Genomic DNA, 20,894 nt, shown 5'->3' with positions numbered 1-20,894 from the left:
GTCCCGGGGCGCGCGGGTGCCGCCCGCGCGCCCCGGGACACGCCCGACTCGCACGGAGTCCCGACACCATGTCATGGCCGCCCGCCCGTCGATCCGGCGCGAGGCGGCCCGAGAGGGAGTACGAGAAGGTGGCAGCAGTCAAAAAGGGACGGAACGCGAGCGCCACAAGTAAGCCGTGGCGCTCGCTCGCTCTGATCCTGATCGCCATCGTGGCGCTCACCGGAGGGATGTTCGCCTCCGGGCACACCACTCCGCGTCTCGGCATCGACCTGGCCGGTGGTACGAGCATCACGCTGGCGGCGGTCCCCGAGGCCGGCCAGGAGTCCGCGATCAACAAGACCAACATGGACACCGCGGTCTCCATCATGGAGCGGCGGGTCAACGGTCTCGGTGTCTCCGAGGCCGAGGTCCAGACGCAGGGCACCCGCAACATCATCGTCAACATTCCCAAGGGCACGAACTCCAAGCAGGCCCGGGAACAGGTCGGCACCACCGCCAAGCTCTACTTCCGTCCCGTCGTCGCCACCGAACTCGCCGGCGGCGGCGCCGCTCCCACGCCCAGCGCGACCGGCAACGGCTCGGAGCAGGACTCCGGCAAGGACAAGGCGACCGACAAGGCGACCGACAAGGCGACCGACGGGGCCACGGAGAAGGCGACCGACGGTTCCTCCCCGTCGGCCGACGCCACCACCCAGGGCCGTGCCGTCACCGACGCCCTGAAGGCCGACGAGACGCCCTCCGCCTCCCCGAGCGGCACGGCCGAGGACGCGGCCAGTCCCTCCGCGTCCGCGACCGGCGGCACCTCCGGCGACGCGGACAGCGAGCTCCAGGCGCAGTACGCCGCGCTCGACTGCACCAAGGAGAGCGTCCGCGCCAAGGCCGGTGACGGTTCAAAGTCCACCGACTCGACCGTGGCCTGCGGCCAGAACTCCCAGGGCCAGTGGCAGAAGTACATCCTCGGCCCCGCCGCGGTCGACGGCACCGACGTCGACGAGGCCAAGGCCGTCCTGAACACCCAGACCGGCGCCGGCTGGACCGTGACGATGGACTTCACCGGCAAGGGCGCCAAGAAGTTCGCCGACATCACCGGCCAGCTCGCCCAGAACCAGTCCCCGCAGAACCAGTTCGCCATCGTCCTGGACAACGAGGTCGTCTCCGACCCGTACGTCAGCCAGGCCCTGACCGGCGGCAACGCCGAGATCTCCGGCAACTTCACCCAGCAGTCGGCGCAGGAACTGGCCAACATGCTGTCCTACGGCGCCCTGCCGCTGACCTTCCGCGAGGACAGCGTCACCACCGTCACCGCCGCGCTCGGCGGCGAGCAGCTGAAGGCCGGTCTGATCGCCGGCGCCATCGGCCTCGCCCTGGTCGTCCTCTACCTGCTGGTCTACTACCGCGGCCTGTCCTTCATCGCCATCGCCTCCCTGCTGGTCTCCGCGGCCCTCACCTACGTGATCATGGCGCTGCTCGGCCCGACCATCAATTTCGCGCTGAACCTGCCGGCCGTGTGCGGCGCCATCGTCGCCATCGGCATCACGGCGGACTCGTTCATCGTGTTCTTCGAACGGGTCCGGGACGAGATCCGCGAGGGCCGCACCCTGCGCCCCTCCGTGGAGCGGGCCTGGCCGCGCGCCCGGCGCACCATCCTGGTCTCCGACTTCGTGTCCTTCCTCGCCGCCGCGGTGCTCTTCATCGTCACGGTCGGCAAGGTCCAGGGCTTCGCGTTCACGCTCGGCCTGACCACCGTGCTCGACGTCGTGGTGGTGTTCTTCTTCACCAAGCCCCTGCTCACGCTGATGGCCCGCCGGAAGTTCTTCGCGAGCGGCCACAAGTGGTCCGGCCTGGACCCGAAGGCACTGGGCGCGAAGCCGCCCCTGCGCCGTACCCGCCGTCCCTCCGCCCCTGCCCAGACGAAGGAGGCGTGAGAGATGTCGAAGCTCGGCACCCTCGGCGCCCGACTGCACCACGGCGAGGTCGGCTACGACTTCGTCAAGAACCGCAAGATCTGGTACGGCATCTCCATCCTGATCACCATCACGGCCATCGTCGGCCTGGCGGTGCGCGGCCTGCACATGGGCATCGAGTTCCAGGGCGGAGCGGTCTTCACCACCCCGAAGAACATGAGCGTCTCGGTCGCCGCGGCCGAGGGGTACGCGGAGGACGCCTCCGGCCACGACGCGATCGTCCAGAAGCTCGGCGACGGCAGCCTGCGCATCCAGGTCGCGGGCATCGACACCGGCACGTCGGACAAGATCAAGGACACGCTCGCCGGGGACCTCGAGGTCGACGCCGAGCAGATCAACGCCGAACTGGTCGGTCCCAGCTGGGGCGAGCAGATCGCCAACAAGGCCTGGCAGGGCCTCGGCATCTTCCTCATCCTGGTCGTGATCTACCTGGCGATCGCCTTCGAGTGGCGCATGGCACTCGCCGCGTTCGTCGCCCTGATCCACGACATCACCATCACCGTCGGCATCTACGCCCTCGTCGGCTTCGAGGTCACGCCGGGCACGGTGATCGGTCTGCTCACCATCCTCGGTTACTCGCTGTACGACACGGTGGTCGTCTTCGACAGCCTCAAGGAACAGACCAGGGACATCACCAAGCAGACCCGCTGGACCTACAGCGAGATCGCCAACCGTTCCATCAACAGCACCCTGGTCCGCTCCATCAACACCACGGTGGTCGCGCTGCTGCCGGTGGGCGGCCTGCTGTTCATCGGCGGCGGTGTCCTCGGCGCCGGCATGCTGAACGACATCTCGCTGTCGCTGTTCGTCGGCCTCGCCGCCGGTGCGTACTCCTCGATCTTCATCGCCACCCCGCTCGTCGCCGACCTCAAGGAGCGCGAGCCGGCGATGAAGGCGCTGAAGAAGCGCGTCCTGGCCAAGCGCGCCCAGGACGCGGCCGCCGGTGAGCCGCAGGGGGGCCCGGTCACCGACGAGGACCACGGCGACGAGCCCGAGGACGCCGCACCCGCGGTCGTCGGCCCGCGCGACCAGGCGCCCTCCCGCACCCGCGGCCGCGGCCGTCCCTCCGGGAAGCGCCGATGACCGGGCTCACCGACATCTCGACGCTGCTGCTCAGCCGCATCCGGGACGTGGCGGACTACCCGGAGCCGGGCGTGATGTTCAAGGACATCACCCCGCTCCTGGCGGACCCCGAGGCGTTCGCCGCGCTCAGCGACGCCCTGGCCGACATCGCCCGCGCCACCGGCGCCACCAAGGTCGTCGGCCTGGAGGCCCGCGGGTTCATCCTCGGCGCCCCGGTCGCCGTCCGCGCGGGCCTCGGCTTCATCCCCGTGCGCAAGGCGGGCAAGCTCCCCGGAGCCACCCTCAGCCAGGCCTACGACCTGGAGTACGGCTCCGCCGAGATCGAGGTGCACGCCGAGGACCTGAGCACCGCCGACCGCGTCCTGGTGGTCGACGACGTCCTCGCCACCGGCGGCACCGCCGAGGCGTCGGTCCAGCTCATCCGCAGGGCGGGCGCCGAGGTCGCGGGCCTGGCCGTACTGATGGAGCTCGGCTTCCTCGGCGGCCGCGCCCGGCTGGAACCGGCCCTGGCCGGCGCCCCGCTGGAGGCGCTGCTCACGGTCTGACCAGCGGTGTCGCACGCGAACCGCGCACAGGGAACACCGCTCGGGCGGGCCCGGAGGAATCCGGTGCCCGCCTCGGGTGTTTCGGGAGTAGGCCGTCCTCACACCCGCCCGCAGGCGATCCAGGGGCACGGGATGGCTACCATGGGGTGTCCGGAGCCTGACCGGAGGACCCGGATCGCGCACGAGGAGCCCTCTTGCCAGACGAGGCCCAGCACCTGACCGCCGCCAAGCCCGAGTCCGCCTCGGCGGCCGCGGCCAAGCCCGCGCCGAGCGCGCCCCACGCGAAGAACGACACGCGCGGGCCGGTTCAGCACGCCCAGTCGGCGCCCGTCGACAAGCCCGAGCAGTCGCGCCCCAAGCCGGCGCCGCCCGAGCGCTCCGCCCCCCTGGCCCGCCCCAACACCGGCCAGCCGCGCTCCGGCTCCTCCAACCGCGTCCGCGCCCGCCTCGCCCGGCTCGGCGTCCAGCGCGCCAACCCGTACAACCCGGTCCTCGAGCCGCTGCTGCGGATCGTGCGCAGCAACGACCCCAAGATCGAGAACGCCACCCTCCGCCAGATCGAGCGCGCCTACCAGGTCGCCGAGCGCTGGCACCGCGGCCAGAAGCGCAAGAGCGGCGACCCGTACATCACCCACCCGCTCGCCGTCACCACCATCCTCGCCGAGCTCGGCATGGACCCGGCCACGCTGATGGCCGGACTGCTGCACGACACCGTCGAGGACACCGAGTACGGCCTGGAGGACCTGCGCCGCGACTTCGGCGACGTGGTCACCCTGCTCGTCGACGGCGTCACCAAGCTGGACAAGGTCAAGTTCGGTGAGGCCGCGCAGGCCGAGACCGTGCGCAAGATGGTCGTCGCCATGGCCAAGGACCCGCGCGTCCTGGTCATCAAGCTCGCCGACCGCCTGCACAACATGCGCACCATGCGCTACCTCAAGCGCGAGAAGCAGGAGAAGAAGGCGCGCGAGACCCTGGAGATCTACGCGCCGCTCGCCCACCGCCTGGGCATGAACACCATCAAGTGGGAGCTGGAGGACCTCGCCTTCGCGATCCTCTACCCCAAGATGTACGACGAGATCGTCCGCCTGGTCGCCGAGCGGGCGCCCAAGCGCGACGAGTACCTCGCCATCGTCACCGACGAGGTGCAGCAGGACCTGCGCGCCGCCCGCATCAAGGCGACCGTCACCGGCCGCCCCAAGCACTACTACAGCGTCTACCAGAAGATGATCGTCCGCGGCCGTGACTTCGCGGAGATCTACGACCTGGTGGGCATCCGCGTCCTCGTGGACACGGTCCGCGACTGCTACGCGGCCCTCGGCACCGTGCACGCGCGATGGAACCCGGTCCCCGGCCGGTTCAAGGACTACATCGCGATGCCCAAGTTCAACATGTACCAGTCGCTGCACACGACGGTCATCGGTCCCGGCGGCAAGCCCGTCGAGCTGCAGATCCGCACCTTCGACATGCACCGCCGCGCCGAGTACGGCATCGCCGCGCACTGGAAGTACAAGCAGGAGGCCGTCGCCGGCGCCTCCAAGATCCGCACCGACGCGCCCAAGCCGGCCGGCAGGGCCGGCAAGGATTCGGCCGCCATCAACGACATGGCGTGGCTGCGGCAGCTCCTGGACTGGCAGAAGGAGACCGAGGACCCCGGCGAGTTCCTGGAGTCGCTGCGCTTCGATCTGTCCCGCAACGAGGTCTTCGTCTTCACCCCCAAGGGCGACGTCATAGCGCTCCCCGCCGGTGCCACGCCGGTGGACTTCGCGTACGCCGTCCACACCGAGGTCGGCCACCGCACCATCGGGGCGCGGGTCAACGGCCGCCTCGTACCGCTGGAGTCGACCCTCGACAACGGCGACCTGGTGGAGGTCTTCACCTCCAAGGCGGCCGGCGCCGGCCCCTCCCGCGACTGGCTCGGCTTCGTCAAGTCGCCGCGCGCCCGCAACAAGATCCGCGCCTGGTTCTCCAAGGAGCGCCGCGACGAGGCCATCGAGCACGGCAAGGACTCCATCGTCCGCGCGATGCGCAAGCAGAACCTGCCGATCCAGCGCATCCTCACCGGCGACTCGCTGGTCACGCTGGCGCACGAGATGCGCTACTCGGACATCTCCGCGCTGTACGCGGCGATCGGCGAGGGTCATGTCTCCGCGCAGAACATCGTGCAGAAGCTCGTCCAGGCCCTCGGCGGCGAGGAGGCCGCCACCGAGGAGATCGACGAGTCGGTCCCGCCGGCCCGCGGCCGCGGCCGCAAGCGCCGCTCCAGCGCCGACCCCGGTGTCGTCGTCAAGGGCGTCGAGGACGTCTGGGTGAAGCTGGCCCGCTGCTGTACGCCGGTACCCGGCGACCCGATCATCGGATTCGTGACCCGGGGCAGCGGCGTGTCGGTGCACCGCAGCGACTGCGTCAACGTCGACTCGCTGTCCCGGGAGCCCGAGCGGATCCTCGACGTCGAGTGGGCGCCCACCCAGTCCTCGGTCTTCCTGGTCGCCATCCAGGTCGAGGCCCTCGACCGGTCCCGGCTGCTGTCGGACGTCACGCGCGTGCTGTCCGACCAGCACGTCAACATCCTCTCGGCGGCCGTCCAGACCTCCCGCGACCGTGTCGCCACCTCACGCTTCACCTTCGAGATGGGCGACCCGAAGCACCTCGGCCACGTCCTGAAGGCCGTGCGCGGCGTGGAGGGCGTCTACGACGTCTACCGGGTCACCTCGGCCCGCAACCGCACCTAGCGGGCGACAGACACCCGAAAGGGGGGCTCCCGTACCCGAGGTACGGGAGCCCCCCTTTCGGGTGTCGTGCGGAAGTTCTCAGCCGCCGAACTCCTGCAGACCCTTCAGCGCCTGGTCCAGCAGGGCCTGGCGGCCCTCCAGCTCCCGCTCGAGCTTCTCCGCCTTGGCGGTGTTGCCCTGCGCCCTGGCCTGCTCGATCTGGCCCTTCAGCTTGTCCACGGCGGCCTGGAGCTGACCGGTCAGACCCGCGGCACGCGCGCGTGCCTCCGGGTTCGTCCGGCGCCACTCGGTCTCCTCGGCCTCCTGCAGGGCCCGCTCCACGGTGTGCATCCGGCCCTCGACCCTCGGGCGGGCGTCCCGCGGCACGTGGCCGATGGCCTCCCAGCGCTCGTTGATCCCGCGGAACGCGGCCCGCGCGGCCTTCAGGTCCGTGATCGGCAGGAGCTTCTCGGCCTCCTCGGCCAGCTCCTCCTTGAGCTTGAGGTTCTCGGCTTGCTCCGCGTCACGCTCGGCGAAGACCGAGCTGCGGGCGGCGAAGAAGACGTCCTGGGCGCCGCGGAAGCGGTTCCACAGATCGTCCTCGTGCTCGCGCTGGGCGCGTCCCGCGGCCTTCCACTCCGTCATCAGCTCGCGGTAGCGGGCGGCCGTCGGGCCCCAGTCCGTCGAATTCGACAGCGACTCGGCCTCCGCGACCAGCCGCTCCTTGGCCTGGCGGGCGTCCTCGCGCTGCGCGTCCAGCTGCGCGAAGTGCTGCTTGCGCCGCTTGGAGAACGCCGACCGCGCGTGCGAGAACCGGTGCCACAGCTCGTCGTCGGACTTCCGGTCCAGCCGCGGCAGGCCCTTCCAGGTGTCCACCAGCGCCCGCAGCCGCTCACCCGCGGCCCGCCACTGGTCGGACTGCGCCAGCTCCTCCGCCTCGACGACCAGCGCCTCCTTGGCGTGACGCGCCTCGTCGGACTGCTTGGCCCGCTGTGCCTTGCGCTCCTCGCGGCGCGCCTCCACCAGCTCCACGAGCTTGTCCAGCCGGGCCCTGAGCGCGTCCAGGTCGCCGACCGCGTGGTGCGCGTCCACCTGCTCGCGCAGGTGCCCGATCGCGGTCTGGGCGTCCTTGGACGACAGGTCGGTGGTCCTCACCCGCTTCTCGAGGAGGCCGATCTCGACAACCAGGCCCTCGTACTTGCGCTCGAAGTAGGCCAGCGCCTCCTCGGGGGAGCCGGCCTGCCAGGAACCGACGACCTGCTCGCCGTCGGCCGTACGCACGTACACGGTCCCCGTCTCGTCGACGCGGCCCCACGGGTCGCTGCTCACAGCGCCTCCTCCACATGATGCCGTCGGGGGGGCCTCGAAGCTCCCCCGGGCATCGTCCACAGTTTCGTCACGGCCAACATAGGCGACCGACGGGATGCCTGTCCGCATCCCGCGCGACCGAAATTCCGCAGTTGGGGGTCAGGATTTGGTGACGGTCGCCTTGTCGATCACGACCGTCGCGTTGGGTGCCCCGTCACCCGCTCCGGTGTTCTCCCCGGCGTCGGCGATCTTCTTCAGCACCTTCATGCCGGCGTCCGAGACGGTGCCGAACGGTGTGTAGCTGGGCGGAAGCTGGCTGTCCTGGTAGACCAGGAAGAACTGGCTGCCGCCACTGTCCTTCTGCCCGGTGTTGGCCATCGCGACCGTGCCCGCCGGGTAGATGTTGTCCTTCAGGCTTTTGTCCTTCAGGTTCTCGTCCGGGATCGTGTAGCCGGGACCGCCGGTGCCGGTGCCCGTCGGGTCACCGCACTGCAGCACGTAGATGCCGTTCGTGGTGAGCCGGTGGCACTTGCTGTGGTCGAAGTAGCCCTCCTTCGCCAGGAAGTCGAAGGAGTTGACCGTGTGCGGGGCCGCCGACGCCTTCAGCGCCACGTCTATCCCGCCACAGGTCGTGTCCAGCTTCAGGGTGTACTCCGCCGACTTGTCGACGGTGAGCGCCGGCTCCTTCTTCCAGGTCTTCGACTTGACCTTGCCCCCGGCGGGCTCGTCGCACGGGTCCGGAGCCTTGCTGGTCGGTGCGGCGCTCGGCGTGACCTCCGCGTTCGCGTTGGTCTTGTCGTCGTCCTGCTTGAGCGTCCCGGTCGTGTACAGCGCGAGGCTGCCCACGAGGACCACACCGAGCACGGACGCGACCACCGAGTTGCGGACCCGCGACTTGCGCCGCGCTTCGGTGCGCCGCTGCTGCTGCCGCAAGAACTTCTCCCGGGCGAGCTGACGCCGCCGCTGTTCCTGGCTGACCACCGGATTCTCTCCTCATGCGTCTCGTGTGCCGGCCGGTACGCGTGCGTGCGTGCGGTGAGCCGACCGCCTGCGTGTGCCCCGTACCGTATATGGGTTCGCTGAGGAATCGGCAGCGCCGGTAGGCTCTGACGGCGGGCGCAGCCCCGTCGCAAGCCTCCCGTACCGACACAACGAAGGACGATCGTGCTCATTGCCGGGTTCCCCGCCGGGGCCTGGGGGACGAACTGTTATCTCGTCGCCCCCGCCGCCGGTGAGGAGTGCGTGATCATCGACCCCGGCCACCAGGCCGCCGCCGGAGTCGAGGAGGCGGTCCGCAAGCACCGGCTCAAGCCCGTCGCCGTCGTTCTCACCCACGGTCACATCGACCACGTCGCCTCGGTCGTCCCGGTGTGCGGAGCGCACGACGTGCCGGCCTGGATCCACCCCGAGGACCGGTACATGATGAGCGACCCCGAGAAGGGCATCGGCCGCGCCATCGGCATGCCGCTGATGGGCGAGCTGACGGTGGGGGAGCCGGACGACGTCAAGGAGCTGACCGACGGCACGCGGCTGGAGCTGGCGGGCCTGGAGTTCTCCGTCGCGCACGCGCCGGGCCATACCAGGGGGTCGGTGACCTTCGGCCTGCCCGAGGCGGCGGACGTCCCGCCGGTCATGTTCTCGGGCGACCTGCTGTTCGCCGGCTCCATCGGACGCACCGACCTGCCGGGCGGCTCCATGGACGACATGCTCGAGTCCCTGGCCCGCGTGTGCCTGCCGCTCGACGACTCGACCGTGGTGCTGTCCGGCCACGGCCCCCAGACGACCATCGGCCAGGAGCGCGCCACCAACCCCTATCTGCGGCAGGTGGCGGCGGACCGCCAAGGACGCGGCGCCGGCGAGGCTCCCCGACGAGGAATGTGACGAGAGACTTCCGTGAGCACCTTCAAGGCCCCCAAGGGCACGTACGACCTGATCCCGCCGGACAGCGCCAAGTACCTCGCCGTCCGCGAGGCCATCGCCGCCCCGCTGCGGGGCTCCGGCTACGGCTACATCGAGACGCCCGGCTTCGAGAACGTCGAGCTGTTCGCGCGCGGTGTCGGGGAGTCCACCGACATCGTGACCAAGGAGATGTACGCCTTCGAGACCAAGGGCGGCGACCGGCTCGCCCTGCGCCCCGAGGGCACCGCCTCCGTGCTGCGCGCGGCCCTGGAGGCCAACCTGCACAAGGCGGGCAACCTCCCGGTCAAGCTCTGGTACTCCGGCTCCTACTACCGCTACGAGCGTCCCCAGAAGGGCCGTTACCGCCACTTCTCCCAGGTCGGCGCCGAGGCGATCGGGGCGGAGGACCCGGCGCTGGACGCCGAGCTGATCATCCTCGCCGACCAGGCGTACCGCTCGCTGGGCCTGCGCGACTTCCGCATCCTGCTCAACAGCCTCGGCGACAAGGAGTGCCGCCCGGTCTACCGGGCCGCGCTGCAGGACTTCCTGCGCGGCCTCGACCTGGACGAGGACACGCTGCGCCGCGCGGAGATCAACCCGCTGCGCGTCCTGGACGACAAGCGGGAGTCGGTGCAGAAGCAGCTGACCGGCGCCCCGCTGCTGCGCGACTACCTGTGCGACGCCTGCAAGGCCTACCACGAGGAGGTCCGCGAGCTGATCACGGCGGCGGGCGTCTCCTTCGAGGACGATCCCAAGCTGGTGCGCGGCCTGGACTACTACACGCGCACCACCTTCGAGTTCGTCCACGACGGCCTGGGCTCCCAGTCCGCGGTGGGCGGCGGCGGCCGCTACGACGGCCTGTCCGAGATGATCGGCGGCCCCGCGCTGCCGTCCGTCGGCTGGGCCCTGGGAGTCGACCGCACGGTGCTGGCCCTGGAGGCGGAGGGCGTCGCGCTCGAACTCCCCGCCACCACCAGCGTGTTCGCCGTCCCGCTCGGCGAGGAGGCCCGCCGGGTGCTGTTCGCCAAGGTCACCGAACTGCGGAAGAACGGCGTGGCCGCCGACTTCTCGTACGGAGGCAAGGGGCTGAAGGCCGCGATGAAGGCCGCCAACCGCTCGGGCGCCCGCTACGCCCTGGTGCTGGGCGAACGCGACCTCGCCGAGGGCGTCGTCCAGCTCAAGGACATGGAGTCCGGCGAGCAGACGGCGGTCGGCGTCAACGAGATCGTGGCGGAGCTGGAGTCACGGCTCGGCTGACCCCCTCGTACGCGTACGGAGGAAGGCGCCGGATGCCCGCGCGGGGCACCGGCGCCTTCGTCGTCAACGCGTACGGGCGGCTTCACCCCACCGGATGACCCGGGAGCGGAGCGTCCGTGCGGCCGTCCCGCGGACAGCGGCCGAAACCGTACGCTCACGGGCGAACGCCGGCGTCTTCCCGTGTCCGCCCGACGGCGGACCACAGCTCCGTACGGCACAATGGCCCCTGCCCGAAGCAGGACCCACTCTCCAGTGACGGAATCGGCGTGATGAGCAAGACGACAGTCAGGGACGTCGACAGGGAGCCCGAACCCTCGGCCGGCCCCCGGCGCACCGCCCCCGCGACGCGCACGGAAGGCGCGAGCCGGGCGTTCGCCCTGCTCCTGGTGATCACCGGCGCCGCCGGCGTGCTCGCCGCGTGGGTGATCACCCTCGACAAGTTCAAGCTGCTCGAGGCCAAGGTCAAGGGCGAGACGTTCGTCCCCGGGTGCAGCCTCAACCCCGTCGTCTCCTGCGGCAGCGTCATGGAGAGCGACCAGGCCTCCGTGTTCGGCTTCCCCAACCCGATGCTCGGTCTCGTTGCCTACGGCATCGTCGTCTGCGTCGGCATGAGCCTGCTCGCCCGGGCCCGCTTCCCGCGCTGGTACTGGCTCGCCTTCAACGCGGGCACCCTCTTCGGCGTCGTCTTCTGCGCCTGGCTGATGTTCCAGTCCCTGTACCGGATCAACGCCCTGTGCCTGTGGTGCTGCCTGGCCTGGGTCGCCACGATCATCATGTTCTGGTACGTGACGTCGTTCAACGTCCGTCAGGGCTTCCTGCCCGCCCCGGGCTGGCTGAAGGGCTTCTTCGACGAGTTCACCTGGGTCATGCCGGTCCTGCACATCGGGATCATCGGCATGCTGATCCTGACCCGCTGGTGGGACTTCTGGACCGGCTGACCGCCCGCCCGGACTGTCGGTGCGGTGCTTTAGGGTTTCAGCGTGGAGCCCGACCTGTTCACCGCCGCAGCAGAAGAACGCCAGGAGAAGGACCCGGCCGGCAGCCCCCTGGCGGTCCGGATGCGCCCGCGGACCCTCGACGAGGTGGTGGGCCAGCAGCACCTGCTGAAGCCGGGCTCCCCCCTGCGCAGACTGGTCGGCGAGGGCGCGTCGGGCCCCGCGGGACCCTCCTCGGTGATCCTGTGGGGGCCGCCCGGCACCGGCAAGACCACCCTGGCCTACGTCGTCTCCAAGGCCACCAACAAGCGCTTCGTCGAGCTGTCGGCGATCACCGCGGGCGTCAAGGAGGTCCGCGCGGTCATCGACGGCGCCCGCCGCGCCTCCGGCGGGTACGGCCAGGAGACCGTCCTCTTCCTCGACGAGATCCACCGCTTCAGCAAGGCCCAGCAGGACTCCCTCCTCCCGGCCGTGGAGAACCGCTGGGTCACCCTGATCGCCGCGACCACCGAGAACCCCTACTTCTCGGTCATCTCCCCGCTGCTGTCCCGGTCCCTCCTGCTCACGCTCGAACCGCTCACCGACGACGACATCAGGGGCCTGCTGAAGCGCGCCCTCACCGACGAGCGGGGCCTGAAGAGCGCCGTCACGCTTCCCGGGGACACCGAGGACCACTTCCTGCGCATCGCCGGCGGCGACGCCCGCCGCGCGCTCACCGCCCTGGAGGCCGCCGCCGGGGCCGCGCTGGACAAGGGCGAGGCGGAGATAACGCTGGCCACGCTGGAGGAGACGGTCGACCGGGCCGCGGTGAAGTACGACCGCGACGGCGACCAGCACTACGACGTCGCCAGCGCCCTGATCAAGTCCATCCGCGGCTCCGACGTGGACGCCGCCCTGCACTACCTGGCCCGCATGATCGAGGCCGGTGAGGACCCCCGCTTCATCGCCCGCCGGCTGATGATCTCCGCCAGCGAGGACATCGGCCTGGCCGACCCGGGCGCCCTGCCGATCGCCGTCGCCGCCGCCCAGGCCGTCGCCATGATCGGTTTCCCCGAGGCCGCCCTCACCCTCAGCCACGCCACCATCGCCCTCGCCCTCGCCCCGAAGTCCAACGCGGCGACCACCGCGATCGGCGCCGCCCTGGACGACGTGCGCAAGGGACTGGCCGGTCCCGTGCCGTCCCACCTGCGGGACAGCCACTACAAGGGCGCGACGAAGCTCGGGCACGGGAAGGGCTACACCTACCCGCACGACCTGCCCGAGGGCATCGCCGCACAGCAGTACGCACCGGACGCCCTGAAGGACCGCGAGTACTACGAGCCCACCCGGCACGGCGCGGAGGCCCGCTACGCGGACGCGGTGGAGTGGACCAGGAAGCACCTCGGTCGGAAACGGCCCTGACCACCCTGTAGACTCGTGCGGAGTGCTGAGTCCCGTGTCCGGCTCCGGTCGGCGCCTCAGGCGGGACATCCAGCCGGATCCTTCGATCCAGGAGCGTCGCGCACCGTCGTAGGTGTCGCGGGCAGCCCACCACCCCCCGTCAGTCCCGGGACCGGTCGGTGGGCCGTTCGTGTGCTGCACGTATGTGCCCAGACCAGGGGAGCGGCTGCCCACCAAGTCCCTCGCGGGCCTGATGGGAATTCCCCCGGCTGCGGATGCGACCTCCCGTAACCCTGAGGCAGCCGAAGAGGAGAAGGAAGAGAAGTGGCGAACCAGTCCCGCCCCAAGGTCAAGAAGTCGCGTGCCCTCGGCATCGCGCTGACCCCGAAGGCCGTCAAGTACTTCGAGGCCCGTCCCTACCCGCCGGGTGAGCACGGCCGTGGCCGCAAGCAGAACTCGGACTACAAGGTCCGTCTGCTGGAGAAGCAGCGTCTGCGCGCGCAGTACGACGTGTCCGAGCGCCAGCTCGTCCGCGCCTACGAGCGTGCCTCCAAGGTCCAGGGCAAGACCGGTGAGGCCCTGATCATCGAGCTCGAGCGCCGTCTCGACGCGCTGGTCCTGCGTTCGGGCATCGCCCGCACGATCTACCAGGCCCGGCAGATGGTCGTCCACGGCCACATCCAGGTCAACGGCAAGAAGGTCGACAAGCCCTCCTTCCGTGTCCGCCCGGACGACGTGGTGCAGGTCCGTGACCGCAGCAAGGAGAAGACCCTCTTCACGATCGCCCGTGAAGGCGGCTTCGCCCCCGACGGCGAGACCCCGCGCTACCTCCAGGTGAACCTCAAGTCCCTGGCGTTCCGCCTGGACCGTGAGCCGAACCGCAAGGAGATCCCGGTGATCTGCGACGAGCAGCTCGTCGTCGAGTACTACGCCCGCTGACCCCGGCAGGCACGCGGTACCCCGAGCCCGCCGTCCCCCCGCCCTTCCCGGCGGGGGGACGGCGGGCTCGACTCGCTCCGCCCCGCGACTCCACCGGGGGCGGACGGTAATCCGGTACGGAGTCCCGTCAACGGCGCGATAGGCTCGGCCCCACGACTTTCTCGATGTTCAGGCGCGTTTCAAGGGAGCGGGTGCACACAGTGTCCGGTGGCGAGGTGGCCGGAATCCTGGTGGCCGTGTTCTGGGCGATCCTGGTCTCCTTCCTCGCCGTCGCGCTGGCGAGGCTGGCCCAGACGCTCCGGGCGACCACCAGGCTCGTGGCGGACGTGACCGACCAGGCCGTCCCCCTGCTGGCGGACGCCTCGGCGGCGGTGCGTTCCGCGCAGACCCAGATCGAACGGGTCGACGCGATCGCCTCCGACGTCCAGGAGGTCACCTCCAACGCCTCCGCGCTGTCGACCACCGTGGCCTCCACCTTCGGCGGCCCCCTGGTCAAGGTCGCCGCCTTCGGCTACGGCGTGCGCCGCGCCGTCAGCGGCCGCAAGGACGACGCCCCGGCCAAGGAGCCGAGGCGCAACGTGATCGTGGGCCGCACCGTCCCGGGAGCGCGGCGGGAGAAGCGGACCCGGGGAAAGAAGGACTGACCCAGCGATGTTCCGCCGAACGTTCTGGTTCACCACCGGCGTCGCCGCCGGAGTGTGGGCCACCACCAAGGTCAACCGCAAGATCAAGCAGCTGACGCCCGAGCACCTCGCCGTCACCGCGGCGAACAAGGCGATCGAGGCCGGCGGCCGGCTCAGGGACCGCGCGGTCGACTTCGCGCTCGAGGTCCGCGACAACATGGCCCGGCGCGAGGCCGAACTGGGCGACGCGCTGGGGCTCAACGCCCCCGTCGACCGCGAACTCCCCGCGCCCCGGGGCTACGCCGTCATCGAGAACCGCAACAGCACCGAGTACGTCGAGGGCCCGGCGCGGAAGCCGACGCACCAGACGTACCCGACGTACCCGTACAACCGGAATGAGGACCACTGATGGAGTCGGCCGAGATCCGCCGCCGCTGGCTGAGCTTCTTCGAGGAGCGCGGGCACACCGTCGTCCCTTCGGCGTCGCTCATCGCGGACGACCCGACTCTGCTGCTCGTCCCGGCCGGCATGGTGCCCTTCAAGCCCTACTTCCTCGGTGAGGTGAAGCCGCCCTTCGACCGCGCCACCAGCGTGCAGAAGTGCGTGCGCACGCCCGACATCGAAGAGGTCGGCAAGACCACCCGCCACGGCACGTTCTTCCAGATGTGCGGCAACTTCTCCTTCGGCGACTACTTCAAGGAAGGCGCCATCAAGCTCGCCTGGGAGCTGCTCACCGGCGACCGGGACAAGGGCGGTTACGGCCTCGACCCCGAGCGCCTGTGGATCACCGTCTACCAGGACGACGACGAGGCCGAGCAGATCTGGCGCGACGTCGTCGGCGTGCCCGCCGAGCGCATCCAGCGCCTGGGCAAGAAGGACAACTTCTGGGACATGGGCGTCCCCGGCCCCTGCGGCCCCTGCTCCGAGATCAACTACGACCGCGGCCCCGAGTTCGGCGCCGAGGGCGGCCCCGCCGTCAACGACGAGCGGTACGTGGAGATCTGGAACCTCGTCTTCATGCAGTACGAGCGGGGCGAGGGTCCGGGCAAGGACTACCCGATCCTCGGGGACCTGCCGAGCAAGAACATCGACACCGGCCTCGGTCTCGAGCGGCTCGCCATGATTCTGCAGGGCGTGCAGAACATGTACGAGATCGACACCTCCATGGCCGTCATCGACAAGGCCACCGAGCTGACCGGCGTGGCCTACGGCGACGCCCACGCCTCCGACGTCTCGCTCCGCGTGGTCACCGACCACATGCGCACCTCCGTGATGCTCATCGGCGACGGCGTCAGCCCCGGCAACGAGGGCCGCGGCTACGTGCTGCGCCGCATCATGCGCCGCGCCATCCGCAACATGCGCCTGCTCGGCGCCACCGGCCCGGTCGTCAAGGACCTCGTCGACGTCGTCATCGGCATGATGGGGCAGCAGTACCCGGAGCTGGTCACCGACCGCGAGCGCATCGAGAAGGTCGCCCTCGCCGAGGAGAACGCCTTCCTCAAGACGCTGAAGGCCGGCACCAACATCCTCGACACCGCCGTCAGCGACACCAAGGCCGCCGGCGGCACCGTCCTCGCCGGCGACAAGGCCTTCCTGCTCCACGACACCTGGGGCTTCCCGATCGACCTCACCCTGGAGATGGCCGCCGAACAGGGGCTCTCCGTGGACGAGGAGGGCTTCCGCCGCCTGATGAAGGAGCAGCGGGAGCGCGCCAAGGCCGACGCCCAGGCCAAGAAGACCGGCCACGCCGACCTCGGCGCCTACCGCGAGATCGCCGACCGGGCCGGGGCCACCGACTTCATCGGCTACACCGACACCGAGGGCGAGTCGACGGTCGTCGGCATCCTCGTCGACGGCCTCTCCTCGCCGGCCGCCACCGAGGGCGACGAGGTCGAGATCGTCCTCGACCGCACCCCGTTCTACGCCGAGGGCGGCGGCCAGATCGGCGACACCGGCCGCATCAGGGTCGACACCGGCGCCGTCATCGAGATCCGCGACTGCCAGAAGCCGGTCCCGGGCGTGTACGTCCACAAGGGCGTCGTCCAGGTCGGCGAGGTCACCGTCGGCGCCAGGGCCCACGCCGCCATCGACGGCCGCCGCCGTACGGCCATCGCCCGCGCCCACTCGGCCACCCACCTCACCCACCAGGCGCTGCGCGACGCCCTCGGCCCGACGGCCGCCCAGGCCGGCTCCGAGAACCAGCCCGGCCGCTTCCGCTTCGACTTCGGCTCCCCGTCCGCCGTACCGACGGCCGTGATGACCGACGTCGAGCAGAAGATCAACGAGGTGCTCGCCCGCGACCTCGACGTGCGCGCCGACGTCATGGGCATCGACGAGGCCAAGAAGCAGGGCGCCATCGCCGAGTTCGGCGAGAAGTACGGCGAGCGCGTGCGCGTCGTCACCATCGGCGACTTCTCCAAGGAGCTGTGCGGCGGCACCCACGTGCACAACACCGCCCAGCTCGGTCTGGTGAAGCTGCTCGGCGAGTCCTCCATCGGCTCCGGAGTGCGCCGCATCGAGGCCCTGGTCGGCGTGGACGCCTACAACTTCCTCGCCCGTGAGCACACGGTCGTCGCCCAGCTCCAGGAGCTGATCAAGGGCCGTCCGGAGGAGCTCCCGGAGAAGGTCTCCGCCATGCTCGGCAAGCTCAAGGACGCCGAGAAGGAGATCGAGAAGTTCCGCGCCGAGAAGGTGCTGCAGGCCGCCGCGGGGCTCGCCGAGTCCGCCAAGGACGTCCGCGGCATCGCCCTGGTCACCGGTCAGGTCCCCGACGGCACCACACCGGACGACCTGCGCAAGCTGGTCCTGGACGTGCGCGGCCGCATCCAGGGCGGCCGGGCCGCCGTGGTCGCCCTGTTCACCGTGAACAACGGCAAGCCGCTGACGGTCATCGCCACCAACGAGGCCGCCCGCGAGCGCGGCCTCAAGGCCGGTGACCTGGTCCGCACCGCCGCCAAGACCCTCGGCGGCGGCGGTGGCGGCAAGCCGGACGTCGCCCAGGGCGGCGGCCAGAACCCGGCCGCCGTCGGTGAGGCCGTCGACGCCGTCGAGCGGCTCGTGGCGGACACCGCCAAGTGAACGGACCGGCGAACGAGCAGGCGGACGGCCCGGTGATGCGCCGCGGCCGCCGCCTCGCGATCGACGTCGGGGACGCCCGCATCGGGGTCGCCTCGTGCGACCCCGACGGGATCCTCGCCACGCCGGTCGAGACCGTCCCCGGCCGGGACGTCCCCGCCGCACACCGCAGGTTGCGGCAACTGGTCGAGGAGTACGAGCCGATCGAGGTCGTCGTCGGTCTCCCCCGCTCCCTCAAGGGGGGCGAGGGCCCGGCCGCGGCCAAGGTCAGGGGCTTCGCGCAGGAGCTGGCCCGCGGCATCGCACCCGTCCCGGTGCGCCTGGTCGACGAGCGGATGACCACGGTCACGGCGAGCCAGGGACTGCGCGCCTCCGGCGTCAGGTCCAAGAAGGGCCGCTCGGTCATCGACCAGGCCGCCGCTGTGATCATCCTCCAGCAGGCACTGGAATCCGAACGGGTGTCAGGCAGGCCACCCGGTGAGGGCGTCGAAGTGGTCATCTGATCGCGGTACGGTAACGTTCCGCGCGATGCGGACGGTGTTCGAACAGCCGCCGCACAGAGAGAGGCGGGACGGGAGCCGTGGTCTTCAGGTGGCCGCGCGCCCGCCGCCTCGCGGCTCTAGGGGATCGATGACTGAGTATGGCCGGGGCCAGGGCTCCGAACCGTGGCATCCGGACGACCCGTTGTACGGGGACGGCGGATGGGGCGGACAGCAGACCCAGCAGGGTCAGCAGTCCCCCTACGGCGGCCAGCCACAGCACTATCCGCAGCAGCCGCAGCAGCAGTACGGCGACTGGGGCACCGGCGAGCAGCACGGGTACGGCGGACAGCAGTACCCGCAGTACGACCAGCAGCAACAGCCTCAGTACGACCAGCAGCACCCCCCTCAGCAGCACCCCCCTCAGCAGCAACAGCCGCAGTACGACCAGAACGGCTGGCCCACGGGCTCCTACCCCCAGGACCCCTACGCCGCCGACCCGACGGACCCGTACGCGCCGCAGACCGGGGCCTACGGCGGGGAGCAGCCCGACCACTACAGCACCCCCGACGCCTACCCGCCGCCCGAACCGCCCGGCCGCCGCCGCGCCGAGCCCGAGCCGCAGACGGACTGGGACCCGGGCCCCGACCAGGGCGAACACGCCTTCTTCGCGGGCGGCGGCGACGAGGACGACGCCGGCGCCGACGAGCCGGGTGACCGGAGCGGACGCGGCGAACGCCGGGGCCGGGGCGGCAAGGAGAAGAAACGACGCAACGGCCTGGCCTGTCTCGTCGTGGTCGTGGTCTTCGGCGGCGGCATCGCCGGTGTCGGCTACTTCGGTTATCAGTTCTACCAGGATCGTTTCGGCAGCGCCCCGGACTTCGCGGGGTCCGGCAACGGCGAGCAGGTGACCGTCACGATCCCCAAGGGCTCCCTCGGGTACGCCATCGGCCAGGAGCTCAAGAAGATGGGCGTGGTCAAGAGCGTCGACGCCTTCGTCGCGGCCCAGGCCGCCAACCCGCAGGGCAAGAGCATCCAGGACGGCGTCTACACGCTGGAGAAGGAGATGTCGGCCGCGAGCGCGGTCGAACTGATGCTCAGCCCGAAGAGCCGCAACAGTCTGATCATCGCGGAAGGCCGGCGCAACGTCGCCATCTACGAGGCGATCGACAAGCGCCTCGGGGTGAAGACGGGCACCACGGCCGAGGTGGCCGAGACCAAGTGGAAGACGCTGGGCCTGCCCGACTGGGCCGTGAACCACGAGGACGTCAAGGATCCGCTGGAGGGCTTCCTCTATCCGTCCAGCTACTCCGTCGCCAAGGGCCAGAAGCCCGAGGCCGTGCTGAAGCAGATGGTGGCCCGGGCCACCGAGAAGTACGAGGAGCTGGACTTCGAGGGCAAGGCCGAGAGCCTCGGCCTCGAAGGGCCGTGGGAACTGGTGACGGTCGCGAGCCTGGTCCAGGCGGAGGGCAAGACCCACGACGACTTCCGCAAGATGTCCGAGGTCATCTACAACCGGCTCAAGACCACCAACACCGAGACGAACCAGAAACTCCAGTTCGACTCGACCTTCAACTACCTCCTGGGGCAGAGCGAGATCGACATCTCCGAGTCGGAGATCAACAGCAACCCCGACCCGTACAACACGTACACCAACACGGGCCTGCCGCCCGGTCCGATCGGCAACCCGGGCGAGGAGGCCCTGCAGGCCGCGCTGAATCCGACGAGCGACGGCTGGATGTACTTCGTCGCCACGGACGGCATGGACAAGACCGAGTTCGCCAAGACCATGGCGGAGCACCAGAAGCTCGTCGACAAGTTCAACGCATCGAGGGACAACTGATGTCCGCCGCCCGCAGGGCCGCCGTGCTCGGCTCACCGATCGCCCACTCGCTCTCCCCGGTACTGCACCGCACCGCCTATGCCGAGCTGGGCCTGGAAGGCTGGACGTACGACCGTTTCGAGGTCGACGAGGAGTCCCTGCCCGGCTTCTTCGACACGCTCGGGACCGAGTGGGCGGGTCTGTCCCTGACCATGCCGCTGAAGCGGGCGGTGATCCCGCTGCTCGACTCGGTCAGCGGGACCGCGATGTCCGTCGAGGCGGTCAACACGGTCGTCCTCACGCCGGACGGCCGCCGGACCGGCGACAACACCGACATCCCCGGAATGGTCGCCGCCCTGCGCGAGCACGGCATCGACAAGGTGGAGACGGCCGCCGTCCTCGGCGCCGGCGCCACCGCCTCCTCCGCGCTGGCCGCGCTGGCCCGGATCTGCTCGGGCGAGGTCACGGTCTACGTCCGCAGCGAGGCCCGGGCGGCGGAGATGCGGCAGTGGGCGGAACGGCTCGACGTCGCGGTGCGCATCGCCCCCTGGGACGACGCCGAGCAGGCCCTGCACGCCCCGCTGGTCGTCAGCACCACCCCGGCCGGTGTCACCGACACCCTCGCCAGGGCCGTTCCGGAGCGTCCGACGACCCTCTTCGACGTGCTCTACGACCCGTGGCCGACCGTTCTCGCCGCCCGCTGGTCGGCGTACGGGGGCGCCGTGGTCAGCGGGCTGGACCTGCTGGTGCACCAGGCGGTGCTCCAGGTGGAGCAGATGACGGGGCGTTCACCGGCCCCGCTGGACGCCATGCGAAAAGCGGGCGAGCGGGCTCTCGCGGCCCGATAGGATCCACCCTCGGTTCCGCAGGGGGCGGA

General features: G+C 70.5%; 17 protein-coding genes. 15 read left to right on the top strand and 2 right to left on the bottom strand.

From position 1 onward, the window contains the following. Positions 1–128: 128 nt before the first annotated feature. From secD to relA, 4 genes are all read left to right on the top strand, one after another. Positions 129–1,925, top strand: a complete 1,797-nt coding sequence (gene secD, locus ACFY3N_RS21030; RefSeq protein WP_390818208.1) for a protein translocase subunit SecD — start codon at positions 129–131, stop codon at positions 1,923–1,925. A 3-nt stretch (positions 1,926–1,928) separates the two neighbouring features. Next, positions 1,929–3,047: a protein translocase subunit SecF gene (secF, locus tag ACFY3N_RS21025; protein WP_390818207.1), complete on the top strand. Its 1,119-nt coding sequence runs from the start codon at positions 1,929–1,931 to the stop codon at positions 3,045–3,047. Continuing rightward, positions 3,044–3,592, top strand: a complete 549-nt coding sequence (locus ACFY3N_RS21020) for an adenine phosphoribosyltransferase (RefSeq protein ID WP_390818206.1) — start codon at positions 3,044–3,046, stop codon at positions 3,590–3,592. Before secF ends, ACFY3N_RS21020 begins: the two co-directional genes overlap by 4 nt. A 194-nt stretch (positions 3,593–3,786) precedes the next feature. Next, the gene (gene relA / locus ACFY3N_RS21015; RefSeq protein ID WP_390818205.1) at positions 3,787–6,321 is read left to right on the top strand and encodes a GTP pyrophosphokinase; all 2,535 of its coding nucleotides are present in this window, start codon (positions 3,787–3,789) and stop codon (positions 6,319–6,321) included. Positions 6,322–6,399: 78 nt separating this feature from the next. Here the strand turns inward: relA and ACFY3N_RS21010 are convergent, their stop codons facing one another. Beyond that, the gene (locus ACFY3N_RS21010) at positions 6,400–7,629 is read right to left on the bottom strand and encodes a DUF349 domain-containing protein (protein ID WP_390818204.1); all 1,230 of its coding nucleotides are present in this window, start codon (positions 7,627–7,629) and stop codon (positions 6,400–6,402) included. Between the two features lie 138 nt (positions 7,630–7,767). After that, positions 7,768–8,589: a peptidylprolyl isomerase gene (locus ACFY3N_RS21005; protein WP_390818203.1), complete on the bottom strand. Its 822-nt coding sequence runs from the start codon at positions 8,587–8,589 to the stop codon at positions 7,768–7,770. 183 nt (positions 8,590–8,772) lie between these two features. On the opposite strand from ACFY3N_RS21005, the gene ACFY3N_RS21000 reads away from it, so the two are divergent. From ACFY3N_RS21000 to ACFY3N_RS20950, 11 genes are all read left to right on the top strand, one after another. Continuing rightward, the gene (locus tag ACFY3N_RS21000) at positions 8,773–9,489 is read left to right on the top strand and encodes an MBL fold metallo-hydrolase (RefSeq protein WP_390818202.1); all 717 of its coding nucleotides are present in this window, start codon (positions 8,773–8,775) and stop codon (positions 9,487–9,489) included. Positions 9,490–9,501: 12 nt separating this feature from the next. After that, on the top strand, positions 9,502–10,764 hold the full coding sequence (hisS, locus tag ACFY3N_RS20995) for a histidine--tRNA ligase (protein ID WP_390818201.1): 1,263 nt from the start codon (positions 9,502–9,504) through the stop codon (positions 10,762–10,764). Between the two features lie 269 nt (positions 10,765–11,033). Then, positions 11,034–11,702, top strand: coding sequence for a vitamin K epoxide reductase family protein (locus ACFY3N_RS20990; RefSeq protein ID WP_390818200.1), 669 nt, complete (start codon positions 11,034–11,036; stop codon positions 11,700–11,702). A gap of 42 nt (positions 11,703–11,744) precedes the next feature. Next, the gene (locus ACFY3N_RS20985) at positions 11,745–13,100 is read left to right on the top strand and encodes a replication-associated recombination protein A (protein ID WP_390818199.1); all 1,356 of its coding nucleotides are present in this window, start codon (positions 11,745–11,747) and stop codon (positions 13,098–13,100) included. 303 nt (positions 13,101–13,403) lie between these two features. Then, entirely contained in the window at positions 13,404–14,018 is a 615-nt protein-coding gene (gene rpsD / locus ACFY3N_RS20980; protein ID WP_145870366.1) for a 30S ribosomal protein S4, read from the top strand. A gap of 191 nt (positions 14,019–14,209) precedes the next feature. Continuing rightward, positions 14,210–14,662: a DUF948 domain-containing protein gene (locus ACFY3N_RS20975; RefSeq protein WP_390818198.1), complete on the top strand. Its 453-nt coding sequence runs from the start codon at positions 14,210–14,212 to the stop codon at positions 14,660–14,662. A gap of 7 nt (positions 14,663–14,669) precedes the next feature. Continuing rightward, positions 14,670–15,050 carry a hypothetical protein gene (locus ACFY3N_RS20970; protein ID WP_390818197.1) on the top strand — a complete coding sequence of 127 codons (381 nt, stop codon included), beginning with the start codon at positions 14,670–14,672 and terminating at the stop codon, positions 15,048–15,050. Further along, on the top strand, positions 15,050–17,719 hold the full coding sequence (gene alaS / locus ACFY3N_RS20965) for an alanine--tRNA ligase (RefSeq protein ID WP_390818196.1): 2,670 nt from the start codon (positions 15,050–15,052) through the stop codon (positions 17,717–17,719). The genes ACFY3N_RS20970 and alaS overlap by 1 nt, the downstream gene beginning before the upstream one ends. Positions 17,720–17,754: 35 nt before the next feature. Continuing rightward, positions 17,755–18,219: a Holliday junction resolvase RuvX gene (gene ruvX, locus ACFY3N_RS20960; protein WP_386020877.1), complete on the top strand. Its 465-nt coding sequence runs from the start codon at positions 17,755–17,757 to the stop codon at positions 18,217–18,219. Between the two features lie 127 nt (positions 18,220–18,346). Then, a complete protein-coding gene (gene mltG / locus ACFY3N_RS20955; protein ID WP_390818195.1) occupies positions 18,347–20,038 on the top strand; it encodes an endolytic transglycosylase MltG in 1,692 nt (563 codons plus the stop codon). After that, entirely contained in the window at positions 20,038–20,865 is an 828-nt protein-coding gene (locus tag ACFY3N_RS20950; protein ID WP_390818194.1) for a shikimate dehydrogenase, read from the top strand. Before mltG ends, ACFY3N_RS20950 begins: the two co-directional genes overlap by 1 nt. The last annotated feature ends 29 nt before the right edge of the window (positions 20,866–20,894 follow it).

The organism is Streptomyces sp. NPDC000348, assembly GCF_042898795.1.
In the GTDB taxonomy this organism is placed as follows: Bacteria; Actinomycetota; Actinomycetes; order Streptomycetales; family Streptomycetaceae; genus Streptomyces.
Note: the sequence above shows the minus strand (reverse complement) of the source record. Positions and strands in the feature narration are given on the sequence as shown.